Source organism: Pseudomonas sp. UW4, from assembly GCF_000316175.1.
Lineage (GTDB): Bacteria > Pseudomonadota > Gammaproteobacteria > Pseudomonadales > Pseudomonadaceae > Aquipseudomonas > Aquipseudomonas laurylsulfatiphila.
This window is the reverse complement of record NC_019670.1, coordinates 4,461,190-4,475,530: the sequence shown is the minus strand read 5'-3', so window position 1 is coordinate 4,475,530 and position 14,341 is coordinate 4,461,190. Positions and strand designations below refer to the sequence as shown.

Here is a 14,341-nt window from a genome sequence, read left to right as displayed (position 1 = left end):
GTCAGCCAAGCGAGAGAGCACCATGCCCCCATCCGCCCAGATATCTCCTGCCTCAGATGCTTTTGGGGATGCTTCGCGGCAACCGTCGTCCGTAGAGCAGGCGAGCCGTCTGGGCCTTGAGCAGGCATTCGCGCTGTTCAATCAGATGTCCAGTCAGTTGACCGATTCCTACAGCATGCTTGAAGCCCGGGTCACCGAGCTCAAGGGTGAGCTGGCGGTGGTCAGCGCCCAGCGCATGCAGGAGCTGGCGGAAAAAGAACGCCTGGCCAACCGCCTGCAAAATCTCCTTGATCTGTTACCCGGCGGTGTCATCGTCATCGACGCCCAGGGCATCGTGCGCGAGGCCAATCCGGCGGCGTGCGAGTTGCTGGGCCTGCCGCTGGAAGGTGAATTGTGGCGCCACGTCATTGCCCGCTGCTTTGCGCCGCGCGAAGACGATGGCCATGAGGTCTCCCTTAAGGATGGCCGGCGTCTGTCGATCGCCACGCGCTCGCTGGACGCCGAGCCTGGCCAGTTGGTGTTGCTCAATGACCTTACTGAAACCCGCCATCTGCAGGATCAATTGGCTCGGCATGAGCGTCTGTCGTCGTTGGGGCGCATGGTTGCTTCCCTGGCTCATCAGATACGCACGCCGCTGTCCGCTGCGTTGCTGTACGCCAGTCATTTGGCCGAGCAAGCGTTGCCGGTCGCTACCCAGCAGCGCTTTGCCGGGCGTCTCAAGGAGCGCCTGCACGAGCTCGAGCACCAGGTGCGCGACATGCTGGTGTTTGCTCGTGGTGAGTTGCCGCTGACCGACCGCGTAACCCCTGGCCAACTGATGCAATCGCTGCAGGCGGCCGCACTGACCCACGTGCAGGATCTGCCGATCCGCTGGCAGTGCGACAGTCATTCGGGGGAGTTGCTGTGCAATCGCGACACCCTTGTCGGCGCGATCCTCAACCTGATCGAAAACGCCATTCAGGCCGGTGCCGGTCAACTGCGCCTGAAGATTCACCTCTACACCCGCGGCAACACCCTGCGCCTGTGTGTCAGTGACAGCGGTTCGGGTATCGATGCCGCGGTTCTGGCGCGATTGGGCGAACCCTTTTTTACCACCAAGACCACGGGAACAGGTCTTGGTCTGACCGTGGTCAAGGCAGTGGCCCGTGCGCATCAGGGAGAATTGCAGCTGCGTTCGCGGCTCGGTCGCGGCACTTGCGCGCAGGTGATCCTGCCGCTGTTCAGCAACGCTCAGGGAGCGGAGTGACAGAGATGGGCATCAAGGTTCTATTGGTCGAGGACGACCGTGCGTTGCGCGAGGCACTGGCTGATACGCTGTTGCTCGCGGGGCACGATTACAAGGCTGTGGGCTCGGCGCAAGAGGCACTGGCAGTTGTCGGCGGCGAGGCTTTCAGCCTGGTGATCAGCGACGTCAACATGCCAGGCATGGACGGCCACCAGTTGCTGGGCCTGCTGCGAGCGCGGCAGCCGCAGTTGCCGGTGTTGCTGATGACGGCTCACGGTGCGGTCGAGCGTGCGGTCGATGCGATGCGCCAGGGGGCGGCGGACTACCTGGTCAAACCATTCGAACCCAAGGCTTTGCTCGATCTGGTGGCACGCCATGCCCTGGGCGGTCTTGGTCTGGCCGAAGGAGAGGGGCCGGTAGCGTTCGAGCCGGCGAGCGCGCAGTTGCTCGAGCTGGCGGCGCGGGTTGCGCGCAGTGATTCCACGGTGTTGATCTCGGGTGAGTCGGGCACGGGCAAGGAGGTGCTGGCGCGTTACATCCATCAGCATTCTCATCGGGCCAGTCAGCCGTTCATTGCGATCAACTGCGCCGCGATCCCGGACAACATGCTCGAAGCGACGTTGTTCGGTCACGAGAAGGGTTCCTTTACCGGTGCCATTGCCGCGCAAGCCGGCAAGTTCGAGCAGGCCGACGGCGGCACCCTGCTGCTCGACGAAATTTCCGAAATGCCCCTGGGGCTGCAGGCCAAATTGCTGCGCGTGCTGCAGGAGCGCGAGGTCGAGAGGGTGGGGGCGCGTAAACCGATCACGCTGGATATTCGCGTGGTGGCAACCACCAACCGCGACCTGGCGGGTGAAGTGGCGGCGGGGCGCTTTCGCGAAGATCTCTATTATCGCCTGTCGGTGTTTCCGCTGGCCTGGCGTCCGCTGCGCGAGCGCACCGCTGACATTCTGCCGTTGGCTGAGCGTCTGTTGGCCAGGCACGTCAACAAAATGAAGCATTCGACTGCCAGGTTGTCGCCCGAGGCTCAGGCGTGCCTGATCGGTTATCCGTGGCCAGGTAACGTGCGTGAACTGGACAACGCGATTCAGCGCGCGCTGATATTGCAGCAGGGCGGTCTGATCCAGCCGCAGGACTTCTGTCTGGCCGGGCCGGTGGCCTGCGCTCCGTTGCCTGTGTCGGTTCCGGTGCGGCCTGTGGAGGTCGAGTCCGAGTCGGCCGGTGCGCTGGGGGATGACCTGCGTCGCCGTGAGTTCCAGATGATCATCGATACCCTGCGCGCCGAGCGCGGTCGGCGCAAAGAGGCGGCCGAGCGCCTGGGGATCAGCCCGCGCACCCTGCGCTACAAGCTGGCGCAGATGCGCGATGCCGGCATGGATGTGGAAGCCTTTCTGTTCGCTACCTGAAAGTAGATGCACGCAACGCCGATCTAAAACTGTGGGAGCGAGCCTGCTCGCGAAGGCGGTGTGTCAGGTGCATGAATGTCGACTGACACTCCCTCTTCGCGAGCAGGCTCGCTCCCACAGTGTTTTGCAGTGATTTGCGGGCCAAAGAGCTTTTGTTTGGAGTGGCCATGGAGCTGGCACCCTTGTTGCTAACACCTCATAACCCGCCGAGTGAGTGTCAAAAAATTGCGGGTCGTCAAAGAGAGAAACCATGAGCCAAGGTATTGAATTCAATCGGTTGATGCTGGATATGCGCGCCATGCAAATGGATGCCATGTCTGCGCCGAAATCGACTGCCGTCCCTGAAGTGGCGGGCAGCAGCTTTTCCGACATGCTCGGCCAGGCCGTCAATAAAGTGAACGACACCCAACAGGCTTCCACTCAGTTGGCCAGCGCCTTCGAAATCGGCAAAAGCGGCGTCGACCTGACAGACGTGATGATTTCCTCGCAGAAGGCCAGTGTGTCATTCCAGGCGTTGACCCAGGTGCGCAACAAGCTGGTTCAGGCCTACCAAGACATCATGCAGATGCCGGTTTAAAGGACGAGATTGAGTCATGGCAGAAGCAGTCGCCGATAATGTTCCGGCCAAGGCCACTCCAATAGACGGCAAACCGCCGCTGTTCGGGTTGTCCTTCCTGGAAAACCTCTCCGAGATGACCATGTTGCGTCAGGTGGGCCTGTTGGTCGGTCTGGCAGCGAGCGTGGCGATTGGTTTTGCCGTGGTGTTGTGGTCTCAGCAGCCGGACTACCGGCCTCTGTACGGCAGCCTTGCCGGCATGGACGCCAAGCAGGTCATGGATACCCTGGCCTCCGCCGATATTCCGTATACCGTCGAACCCAACTCCGGTGCCTTGCTGGTCAAGGCCGAGGACCTGTCCCGTGCGCGGCTCAAGCTCGCGGGCGCTGGTGTCACTCCCAGCGACGGCAACATCGGTTTTGAAATCCTCGACAAGGAACAGGGGCTGGGCACCAGCCAGTTCATGGAAGCGACCCGCTATCGTCGCGGACTCGAAGGCGAACTGGCCCGCACCATTTCCAGCCTGAACAACGTCAAGGGTGCCCGCGTGCACCTGGCGATTCCGAAGAGTTCGGTGTTCGTGCGCGACGAGCGCAAGCCGAGCGCTTCGGTGCTGGTTGAACTCTATTCCGGTCGCTCCCTCGAGCCAGGTCAGGTCGTGGCGATCATCAACCTGGTGGCGACCAGCGTTCCCGAACTCAGCAAGTCACAGATCACCGTCGTCGACCAGAAGGGCAACCTGCTTTCTGATCAGGCGGAGAACTCTGAGCTGACCATGGCCGGCAAGCAGTTCGACTACAGCCGCCGCATGGAAAGCATGCTCACCCAACGCGTGCACAACATCCTGCAGCCGGTGCTGGGCAACGATCGCTATAAAGCCGAAGTGTCCGCCGACGTGGACTTCAGTGCGGTCGAGTCGACTTCCGAGCAGTTCAATCCGGATCAACCGGCGTTGCGCAGCGAGCAGTCGGTCAACGAACAACGTACCGCCAGCAATGGTCCGCAGGGCGTGCCGGGTGCCTTGAGCAACCAGCCGCCATCGCCGGCCTCCGCGCCGCAAACCACGGGCGCCACGCCGGGTGCAGCCGGAATGGTGCAGCCAGGCCAGCCACTGGTTGATGCCAATGGCCAGCAAATCATGGACCCGGCCACCGGCCAGCCGATGCTTGCTCCGTACCCTGCGGACAAGCGTCAGCAATCGACCAGGAACTTCGAACTCGACCGTTCCATCAGCCACACCAAACAGCAGCAGGGCCGGTTGAATCGCCTGTCGGTGTCGGTGGTGGTCGATGATCAGGTCAAGATCAACCCGGCCAACGGCGAAACCACCCGTGCGCCGTGGAGCGCCGATGAATTGGCGCGCTTCACCCGTCTGGTGCAGGACGCGGTCGGCTTCGACGCCAGCCGTGGCGACAGCGTCAGTGTGATCAACATGCCGTTCTCCGCCGAGCGCGGTGAGGTGATTGCCGATATTCCGTTCTACTCCCAGCCGTGGTTCTGGGACATCGTCAAGCAAGTGCTGGGTGTGCTGTTCATTCTGGTGCTGGTGTTCGGTGTATTGCGTCCGGTGCTCAACAACATCACCGGTGGTGGCAAAGGCAAGCAGCTGGTCGGTATCGGCAGCGACGCCGAGTTGGGTGGCATGGGCGGTCTGGATGGCGAACTGGCCAACGACCGAGTCAGCCTCGGTGGCCCGACCAGCATTCTGCTTCCGAGCCCGAGCGAAGGTTATGACGCTCAGTTGAACGCAATCAAGAGTCTGGTGGCAGAAGACCCGGGTCGTGTGGCCCAGGTCGTGAAAGAGTGGATTAACGCAGATGAGTGATAACCGAGCCGTTGCCGCCAAACTGTCCAAGGTCGACAAAGCCGCGATCCTGTTGCTGTCCCTGGGCTCCACCGACGCGGCCCAGGTGCTGCGCCACATGGGCCCCAAAGAGGTTCAGCGCGTGGGCGTGGCCATGGCCCAGATGGGTAATGTGCACCGCGAGCAGGTCGAGCAGGTGATGAGCGAGTTCGTCGATATCGTCGGCGACCAGACCAGCCTGGGCGTCGGTTCCGACGACTATGTGCGCAAAATGCTCACCCAGGCCCTGGGCGAAGACAAGGCCAACGGCCTTATCGACCGCATCCTGCTCGGAGGCAACACCAGTGGCCTCGACAGCCTGAAGTGGATGGAGCCGCGCGCCGTCGCCGACGTGATCCGTTATGAGCACCCGCAGATCCAGGCGATCGTGGTGGCCTACCTCGATCCGGACCAGGCTGGCGAAGTGCTCGGCAACTTCGACCACAAGGTGCGACTGGACATCATCCTGCGCGTGTCCTCGCTAAACACCGTGCAACCGGCGGCCCTTAAAGAACTCAACCAGATTCTCGAGAAGCAGTTCTCCGGCAACTCGAATGCCTCGCGCACCACCCTGGGTGGCATCAAGCGTGCGGCGGACATCATGAACTTCCTCGACAGCTCGATCGAAGGCCAGCTCATGGATTCGATCCGCGAAGTCGACGAAGACCTGTCCGGTCAGATCGAAGACCTCATGTTCGTGTTCAACAACCTGGCCGATGTCGACGACCGCGGCATCCAGGCGCTGCTGCGCGAGGTGTCCTCCGATGTGCTGGTGCTGGCCCTCAAGGGGTCGGACGAAGGCGTCAAGGAGAAGATCTTCAAGAACATGTCCAAGCGTGCCGCCGAACTGTTGCGCGACGACCTGGAAGCCAAGGGCCCGGTGCGCGTCAGCGACGTGGAAACCGCGCAGAAGGAAATCCTCACCATCGCCCGCCGTATGGCCGAAGCCGGAGAAATCGTTCTCGGCGGCAAGGGCGGCGAGGAAATGATCTAACACCATGGTCAAGAATGATGATGCACCCACTGACCTGATCCGGGCCAGGGATGTCAGTGGCTTCGATACCTGGGCGCTGCCCAGTTTCGACCCGCCGGAACCCGAGCCGGAACCTGAGCCTGAACCCGAGCCGCCGGAAATGGAGGAAGTGCCGCTGGAGGAAGTCCAGCCACTGACCCTCGAAGAACTCGAAAGCATTCGCCAGGAAGCCTACAACGAAGGTTTCGCGGTGGGTGAGAAGGAAGGTTTCCACAGCACCACGCTCAAGGTCCGCCAGGAGGCCGAAGTGGCCCTGACCGCCAAGATCGGGGCGCTGGAGCAATTGATGACGCATCTGTTCGAGCCCATCGCCGAACAGGACACCCAGATCGAAAAGTCCCTGGTCGACCTCGTGCAGCACATCACCAGACAGGTGATCCAGCGCGAACTGGCCATCGACTCGACGCAGATCGAACACGTCATGCGCGATGCGCTGAAGCTCTTGCCGCTGGGCGTGGGCAATGTGCGGCTGTACATCAACCCGCAGGATTTCGAACAGGTCAAAGCCCTGCGCGAGCGCCATGAAGAAACCTGGCGGATCGTCGAGGACGAGTCGCTGTTGCCCGGCGGCTGCCGGGTCGAAACAGAGCACAGTCGCATCGATGCCACGGTGGAAACCCGTGTCGCGCGGGTGATGGACAAGCTGTTCGACCAGTTGCACGAGCAGGCCCTGCACCCGGCTGCGCCAGACCTGAGCCTGGAACTGCCGGTCGACAGCAAGCCTGCTGCCGCGCCAGAGCCGGATGCACCTGATGCGCCTTGAACGCACCAGCTTCGCCAAGCGCCTGGGCAGCTACGCCGAGGCCACGGGACTGGAGGGCGCACCGATCCTCGAAGGCCGCCTGCTGCGCATGGTCGGCCTGACCCTCGAAGCCGAAGGCCTGCGCGCCGCCATGGGCAGTCGCTGCATGGTCATCAATGGCGACAGCTATCACCCGGTGCAGGTGGAAGCCGAGGTCATGGGCTTCTCTGGCAGCAAAGTCTTTCTGATGCCGGTCGGCAGTGTCGCCGGCATCGCACCCGGCGCCCGAGTGGTGCCGTTGGCGGACAACGGTCGCCTGCCCATGGGCATGAGCATGCTCGGAAGGGTGCTCGACGGTGCCGGTCGTGCACTGGACGGCAAGGGCGGGATGAAGGCCGAAGACTGGGTGCCGATGGATGGCCCGACCATCAACCCGCTCAAGCGCGAGCCCATCAGTGAACCGCTGGACGTGGGCATCCGTTGCATCAACGGCATGTTGACGGTCGGCCGCGGCCAGCGGCTCGGCCTGTTCGCCGGTACCGGTGTCGGTAAATCGGTGTTGCTGGGGATGATGACGCGCTTTACCGAGGCCGACATTATCGTCGTCGGTCTGATCGGTGAGCGGGGTCGTGAGGTCAAGGAATTCATCGAGCACATTCTCGGTGAAGAAGGACTCAAGCGTTCAGTGGTCGTGGCGTCCCCGGCGGACGATGCGCCGCTGATGCGACTGCGCGCCGCCATGTACTGCACGCGCATCGCCGAATATTTCCGCGACAAGGGCAAGAATGTCCTGTTGCTCATGGACTCTCTGACCCGTTTCGCCCAGGCCCAGCGGGAAATCGCCCTGGCCATCGGCGAGCCACCGGCGACCAAGGGCTATCCGCCATCGGTGTTCGCCAAACTACCGAAACTGGTGGAGCGGGCCGGTAACGCAGAGAAGGGCGGCGGTTCGATCACCGCGTTCTACACCGTGCTGTCCGAAGGCGACGACCAGCAGGACCCGATTGCCGACTCGGCACGGGGTGTACTCGACGGGCACATCGTGCTCTCCCGGCGCCTGGCCGAGGAGGGGCATTACCCGGCCATCGATATCGAAGCGTCCATCAGCCGGGTCATGCCGGCGGTGGTGTCGCCCGAGCACATGGTTCGTGCGCAATATTTCAAGCAGCTGTGGTCGCGTTATCAACAGAGTCGCGACCTGATCAGCGTCGGCGCCTATGTCGCCGGCGGCGATCGTGAGACCGACCTGGCGATTTCCCTGCAACCGCAATTGGTCAAATACCTGCGCCAGGGCCTCAACGACAGCATCAGCCTGGGTGAAAGCGAAGCGTATCTCGCCTCGATCTTCGCGCCCGCGGCGGGCGGGTAAGCGGTCATGGCCCAGAGTCGGGCAGGCAGGCTTGCGCCGGTGGTGGAAATGGCCGAAAAGGCCGAGAAAACCGCGGTCCAGCGCCTGGGGCACTTTCAAGGGCAGGTTCGTCTGGCGCAAAGCAAGCTCGCCGACCTCGAAGCCTTCCGCCTCGACTATCAGGAGCAATGGATAGTGCGCGGCAGTGGCGGCGTCTCGGGCCAATGGCTGCTGGGTTATCAGGGCTTCCTGGCGCAGCTGGGCACTGCCATCGACCAGCAGCGGCAAAGCCTGGCCTGGCATCAGAACAACCTGAACAAGGCTCGTGAAACCTGGCAGCAGGCATTTGCCCGGGTCGAAGGCCTGCGCAAGCTGGTTCAGCGCTATGCCGATGAGGCACGGGCGCTCGAAGACCGGCGCGAACAGAAATTGCTGGATGAACTGTCCCAGCGCTTGCCGCGGCAGGATCAGTATTGAATCGGGTGGACCGCGTTATCGTTCATCGCGGGCAAGCCACGCTCCCACAGGATCTTCGCCATTTCCAGCCTTGCCCCAACCTCTACCAGCTGCTAAACCTTGTACAGCAGGTTTACAAATGACAAGGAAGCCATGACATGCCAGTTGTTACAGAAGTCTCACCCGATGGGCGAAAACTGACGATCTCGGTCAAGGGTCGTTTCGATTTCGCCAAGCATCAGGAATTTCGTCAGTCCTACGAAGATAAGCAGCTATCGGCGGTTGTGGTCGACCTGAAAGACGCCACTTACCTCGACAGCTCGGCCCTGGGCATGCTGCTTTTGCTGCGCGATCACGCCGGTGGCGATGACTCCGACATCCGCGTGGTCAACAGCAGTACCGACGTGCGCAAAATCCTCGCCATCTCCAACTTCGACAAGCTGTTCGACATCAGTTGATTGCCATGCAGCCACTGGAGCCGCTGACGATCCTGATTGCCGAGGACAGCGCCGCCGATCGCCTGCTGTTGGCGAGCATCCTGCGCCGCCAGGGGCACGAAGTGCTGACGGCGGCCAACGGTGCCGAATCGGTCGAAGCGTTTCGCCAGCAACATCCGCACCTGGTGTTGATGGATGCGATGATGCCGGTCATGGACGGCTTCGAGGCGGCCCGGCAGATCAAGGCCCTGGCCGGGGAAACCCTGGTGCCGATCATCTTCCTCACGTCCTTGTCCGAAAGCGAGGCGCTGGCCCGTTGTCTGGAGGTCGGCGGTGACGACTTTCTGGCGAAACCCTATAACCAGGTGATTCTCGCGGCCAAGATCAAGGCGATGGATCGCTTGCGGCGCTTGCAGGACACCGTTCTGCAGCAGCGTGACCAGATCGCCAGGCACCACGACTACCTGCTCAACGAGCAGCGTGTGGCCAAGGCGGTTTTCGACAAGGTGGCGCACGCCGGCTGCCTGAACGCCGCGCCGAATATCCGTTATCTGCAATCACCCTATGCGCTGTTCAACGGCGACCTGTTGCTGGCTGCGTTCACCCCGGCCGGCGACATGCACGTATTGCTGGGCGACTTCACCGGCCACGGTCTGCCGGCAGCCGTGGGCGCCATGCCCCTGGCCGAAGTCTTCTACGGGATGACCGCCAAAGGCTATGGCCTGGCGCAAATCCTGCGTGAAATGAATGCCAAGCTCAAGCGCATCCTGCCGGTGGACATGTTCTGCTGCGCCACGATGCTGTGCCTGAGCTTTCAGCGTCGTTTGGTGGAGGTCTGGAACGGTGGAATGCCCGACGGTTACCTGCATCGTATTGCCAGTGGCGAGCGCACCCCTCTGCCGGCGCGGCACCTGCCTTTGGGGGTGCTGAGCCCGGAATCCTTCGACGAGCGCACCGAAGTGTTTCCCATGGCGCTCGGGGATCGGGTGTTCCTCTTGTCCGATGGGGTGATCGACACCTGCGGCGCCAATGAACAGTTGTTTGGCGTGCAGCGACTGCAGCAGGTGTTCGCCGCCAATCGTCAGCCGGATGCGCTGTTCGAAGAGATCGAGCAGGCGCTGCGCGATTTCGGTGGTCAAGCGCGCGACGATGTCAGCATGGTCGAAATCAGCCTGCTGGAGCCGGAGCAGGTCACGCCACCGGCATTGGTCTACTCCGACAGCGGCCAGTCGTGCCCGCTGGACTGGGCGGTGAGTTTCGAGTTCCGCGCCGCCACGCTCAAGCGATTCAATCCCTTGCCCTATCTGTTGCAGTTGCTGCTTGAGGTGCATGGCCTTCGGGCTCAGAGCGGTGCGCTCTACAGTGTGTTGGCGGAGCTCTATTCCAATGCGCTGGAACACGGCGTGCTGGGGCTGGATTCGAGCCTCAAGCGCAATGCGTCGGGTTTTGCGCGGTATTATCAAGAGCGCAATGCCCGGCTCGGCGAGCTGCAGGAAGGCTATGTGCGGGTCCATTTGCAGGTGACGCCGACAGGCGACGGCGGTTGCCTGACGATTCAGGTCGAAGACAGCGGCGAGGGGTTCGATGTCGAGCGGGTGATGGAAAGGCCATTGGACGCCATCCGCCTGTCGGGACGCGGGATCAACCTGATCCGCCAGTTGGGGCGTAATGCCCGCTGGACCGACAATGGTCGAAGTGCACGCGTGGAGTTTATCTGGGAGGCTCTGGCATAATCCGCGCATTCTTGATCAAGGAGTGAGCAAGTGGACGACACACATGTGGATCGCAGCGCGTTGAGTGCATTGCGGGAAGTGATGGAGGAGGGTTATCCGGATCTGCTGGATATCTTTCTTGCGGACTCCGAAGAGCGCCTGAAAGTCCTGAGAGCGGCTGACAGTGCCGCACGGCTCGCTGAAACCGCCCATAGCTTCAAGGGCAGCAGCAGCAATATGGGCGCCCTCAGGCTGACCGAACTTTGCCGCCAGCTTGAGCATGAGGCCGCCAGTTTGCCATGCGCGGCCGTTCAGGAACTGGTCGGCAAAATCGACCGCGAATTCGCCAATATCCGCCCTCTCTACGAAGCAGAGCGAAAGCGTTGCTCGGCGAAAATCTGAGCAAACGCTGCTTTGGTTCTCTATCGAGTGAAACTGGCTCGACCTTTGCAGTTATCTAACCCAACTGTACTTACGAGCCCTGTGCAGCGGAGACCGTTTCATGCCCGTTACCCCCAATATTCTGCTTCAGGCCTCCAGGCAGGCCAAGACTCAGGCTGCCTGCGCCAATCCCCCGGCAGTGGCCGCAGAGCCCGGGGACAAGGCCGCAAGCTTCGCCCGTGTCTACGCCAATCAGGCCCAAAGCAAGCCCAATGCGTTGGCCGATGCTCCGCTCAAACCTGATCGTGACAAGACTTCCGGTGTTGGCGCGAAGAAGGACGCTGGCGACGATAAGTCTGCCGCCGGGGAGCCGGTGGTTGCCGATGGCGGCAAATCCTTGCCTGCCGACCAATCGGTGCGGGCTGACGACAAGACCGCCGGCGAAGATGCGTCAGAGGCCGAGCCGGCTCAGGTCGTCGATGCCGCGCCGGTCGATCCGGCGCTTGATCCCGCATTGCCGCAAGCCATACAGCCAGTGGTGTCAGCGCCAGCAACGCCTGCCGTAGCCGATGCGGTGCAGCCAACGGTTGAAGCGCCGGTTGCTGCGGCGCTCGCGGCTGCAAGCGTTTCGGCGCCGGCCAGCGCTGACGGCGACTTCGATCCCGAGGTCGATCCACTCGACGCCCTGCCGGCGTTACGCCTGGCGATGGAGCAGAGCGGTCACGTGTCGGCTTCCAGTCAAGCGCAACCAAAGGCGGCACCAACACAAGCTGACGGTGAGTTGACGTCGGCGCAAAACTTTGCCGCCGGTATGGCGACCATGCTGGATGTTCAGGCCGACAAGGACAGTGCCGGCAAAGGTGACGACAAGGCTTTCAGCGGCTTGATCGACGACGGCCTGAAGGATCTCAAATCTGCCGGCAGCGACACCCGTGTCGATGATTTCGCCAGCCGTCTGGCCGCGCTGACCCAGGCGGCCACACCGAAGACCGCCAATGCCTTGCCGGTAAACCAGCCGATCGCCATGCACCAGAGCGGCTGGACCGAAGAGGTGGTGAACCGGGTCATGTACCTGTCCAGCGCCAACCTCAAGGCCGCGGACATCCAGTTGCAACCCGCTGAACTGGGGCGTCTGGACATTCGGGTGAACATGGTTCCCGATCAGCAGACCCAAGTCACGTTCATGAGTGCGCATCCTGCCGTCCGTGAGGCGCTTGACAGCCAGGTCCATCGCTTGCGCGACATGTTTGCGCAGCAGGGCATGGGGCAGGTCGATGTCAACGTTTCGGATCAGTCCCGTGGTTCGCAACAAGGGCAGGAACAAGCCCGGCAAAGTCAGACCGGACGGACCAGCGCCAGCGGCGGCCGTATCGACTCCATGGATGACGACCTGACGCCGGGCGTCGCTGAAGTGGCTGCCAATACCACCAGTGTGATCGGCTCCAGCGCGGTCGATTACTACGCCTGATCGGGCTTGTCACCCATCCCTGTGGGAGCGAGCCTGCTCGCGAAAGCGGTGTAACAGTCGATGGAAATGTTGACGGTTAGAATGCTATCGCGAGCAGGCTCGCTCCCACAGTGGTTTTGCCGTGTTCTTCGGAATGCTGGCAGTCCACCGCTCCATCCCCCTCCAACCGTTCTGGCATAACACTTGCTCTTGCCTTGCCGTGCGACTGTGAAACCCCGAATAGTGACGGATTATTGGCATGGCGAAGAGCGACGCAGCAGTAAAAGACCCCGCAACCAAAGGCAAACTCAAGCTGATTATTCTGATCGTGGTGGCCCTGCTGCTGGCGATCGGTGTGTCCGTGGGCGCGACCTGGTACTTCATGCACAGCGCTCAGAACAAGCCTGCCGCCGCCGTGGTGGACGCCGCTCCCGTCGGCAAGCAGCCAGCGATTTTCGAGCCGATGGCACCGGCTTTCGTGGCCAACTTCAACCAGAACGGCCGCCAGCGCTACATGCAGGTGAGCATCACCATGCTCGCGCGCAACCCGGCGGATCTGGAGGCGCTCAAGGTCCACATGCCGGTGATCCGCAACAACCTGGTCATGCTGTTCTCCGGCCAGGACTTTGCGACCCTCGCGTCGCCGGTCGGCCAGGAAATGCTGCGGCAGAAGGCCACCGCCAGCGTCCAGGAAGTGGCGCAGAAAGAGCTCGGCAAAGTGGTGGTCGAACAGTTGCTTTTCACTAATTTCGTACTGCAGTAGGAACACGACATGGCCGTGCAGGACCTGCTGTCCCAGGATGAGATCGACGCGCTGTTGCATGGCGTCGACGATGGTCTGGTACAGACCGAAAACGCTGCCGAACCCGGCAGCGTCAAAAGCTACGACCTGACCAGCCAGGATCGCATCGTCCGTGGACGCATGCCGACCCTGGAAATGATCAACGAACGTTTCGCTCGTTATACCCGCATCAGCATGTTCAACATGCTGCGTCGCTCGGCAGACGTAGCGGTCGGCGGCGTGCAGGTGATGAAGTTCGGCGAATACGTGCACTCGCTGTACGTGCCGACCAGTCTCAACCTGGTCAAGATCAAACCCCTGCGCGGCACCGCGCTGTTCATCCTCGACGCCAAGCTGGTGTTCAAGCTGGTGGACAACTTCTTCGGTGGCGACGGCCGGCATGCCAAGATCGAAGGGCGTGAATTCACCCCGACCGAACTGCGTGTGGTGCGCATGGTGCTGGAGCAGGCGTTCGTCGATCTGAAGGAAGCCTGGCAAGCGATCATGGAAGTCAACTTCGAGTACATCAACTCCGAAGTGAACCCGGCCATGGCCAACATCGTCGGCCCGAGCGAAGCCATTGTGGTGTCGACCTTCCACATCGAACTCGATGGCGGTGGTGGCGACCTGCACGTGACCATGCCGTATTCGATGATCGAGCCGGTGCGCGAAATGCTCGACGCCGGCTTCCAGTCGGACCTCGACGATCAGGACGAGCGCTGGGTCAACGCCCTGCGCCAGGACGTGCTGGATGTCGACGTGCCGATCGGTGCGACGGTGGCCCGTCGTCAACTGCGCCTGCGCGACATCCTGCACATGCAGCCGGGGGATGTGATCCCGGTCGACATGCCGGAAGAAATGATCATGCGCGCCAACGGCGTACCGGCCTTCAAGGTCAAGATGGGTTCGCACAAGGGCAACCTGGCGTTGCAAGTGATCGAGCCGATCGAGCGCCGTTGACCGGCGCTCCTACC

General features: G+C 62.0%; 14 protein-coding genes. All 14 read left to right on the top strand.

What is annotated here, in order from left to right:
* Window positions 1-40: 40 nt before the first annotated feature.
* The 14 genes from PPUTUW4_RS19700 to fliM all read left to right on the top strand — a co-directional run bounded on the left by PPUTUW4_RS19700 (window position 41) and on the right by fliM (window position 14,327).
* The gene (locus PPUTUW4_RS19700) at window positions 41-1,246 is read left to right on the top strand and encodes an ATP-binding protein (protein ID WP_162139266.1); all 1,206 of its coding nucleotides are present in this window, start codon (window positions 41-43) and stop codon (window positions 1,244-1,246) included.
* Between the two features lie 5 nt (window positions 1,247-1,251).
* Complete coding sequence (locus tag PPUTUW4_RS19695) at window positions 1,252-2,631, top strand: sigma-54 dependent transcriptional regulator (protein WP_015096252.1); 1,380 nt, start codon at window positions 1,252-1,254, stop codon at window positions 2,629-2,631.
* 250 nt (window positions 2,632-2,881) lie between these two features.
* The gene (fliE, locus tag PPUTUW4_RS19690) at window positions 2,882-3,208 is read left to right on the top strand and encodes a flagellar hook-basal body complex protein FliE (protein ID WP_008021337.1); all 327 of its coding nucleotides are present in this window, start codon (window positions 2,882-2,884) and stop codon (window positions 3,206-3,208) included.
* A gap of 16 nt (window positions 3,209-3,224) precedes the next feature.
* Window positions 3,225-5,012, top strand: coding sequence for a flagellar basal-body MS-ring/collar protein FliF (fliF, locus tag PPUTUW4_RS19685; protein WP_015096251.1), 1,788 nt, complete (start codon window positions 3,225-3,227; stop codon window positions 5,010-5,012).
* A complete protein-coding gene (gene fliG / locus PPUTUW4_RS19680) occupies window positions 5,005-6,024 on the top strand; it encodes a flagellar motor switch protein FliG (protein WP_007983391.1) in 1,020 nt (339 codons plus the stop codon). The genes fliF and fliG overlap by 8 nt, the downstream gene beginning before the upstream one ends.
* Before the next feature lie 4 nt (window positions 6,025-6,028).
* On the top strand, window positions 6,029-6,826 hold the full coding sequence (fliH, locus tag PPUTUW4_RS19675; protein ID WP_015096250.1) for a flagellar assembly protein FliH: 798 nt from the start codon (window positions 6,029-6,031) through the stop codon (window positions 6,824-6,826).
* Complete coding sequence (gene fliI / locus PPUTUW4_RS19670) at window positions 6,816-8,174, top strand: flagellar protein export ATPase FliI (protein WP_015096249.1); 1,359 nt, start codon at window positions 6,816-6,818, stop codon at window positions 8,172-8,174. Before fliH ends, fliI begins: the two co-directional genes overlap by 11 nt.
* Window positions 8,175-8,180: 6 nt before the next feature.
* The gene (gene fliJ, locus PPUTUW4_RS19665; protein ID WP_015096248.1) at window positions 8,181-8,630 is read left to right on the top strand and encodes a flagellar export protein FliJ; all 450 of its coding nucleotides are present in this window, start codon (window positions 8,181-8,183) and stop codon (window positions 8,628-8,630) included.
* 137 nt (window positions 8,631-8,767) lie between these two features.
* Window positions 8,768-9,067, top strand: a complete 300-nt coding sequence (locus PPUTUW4_RS19660; RefSeq protein WP_015096247.1) for an STAS domain-containing protein — start codon at window positions 8,768-8,770, stop codon at window positions 9,065-9,067.
* A 5-nt stretch (window positions 9,068-9,072) separates the two neighbouring features.
* Window positions 9,073-10,779: a fused response regulator/phosphatase gene (locus PPUTUW4_RS19655; protein WP_015096246.1), complete on the top strand. Its 1,707-nt coding sequence runs from the start codon at window positions 9,073-9,075 to the stop codon at window positions 10,777-10,779.
* Window positions 10,780-10,809: 30 nt separating this feature from the next.
* A complete protein-coding gene (locus PPUTUW4_RS19650; RefSeq protein ID WP_015096245.1) occupies window positions 10,810-11,160 on the top strand; it encodes an Hpt domain-containing protein in 351 nt (116 codons plus the stop codon).
* Window positions 11,161-11,260: 100 nt separating this feature from the next.
* Entirely contained in the window at window positions 11,261-12,607 is a 1,347-nt protein-coding gene (locus tag PPUTUW4_RS19645; RefSeq protein WP_015096244.1) for a flagellar hook-length control protein FliK, read from the top strand.
* 238 nt (window positions 12,608-12,845) lie between these two features.
* Window positions 12,846-13,349, top strand: a complete 504-nt coding sequence (gene fliL, locus PPUTUW4_RS19640; RefSeq protein ID WP_015096243.1) for a flagellar basal body-associated protein FliL — start codon at window positions 12,846-12,848, stop codon at window positions 13,347-13,349.
* Between the two features lie 9 nt (window positions 13,350-13,358).
* Window positions 13,359-14,327 (top strand): flagellar motor switch protein FliM, encoded by a 969-nt coding sequence (gene fliM, locus PPUTUW4_RS19635; RefSeq protein WP_015096242.1) that lies wholly within the window; start codon window positions 13,359-13,361, stop codon window positions 14,325-14,327.
* The last annotated feature ends 14 nt before the right edge of the window (window positions 14,328-14,341 follow it).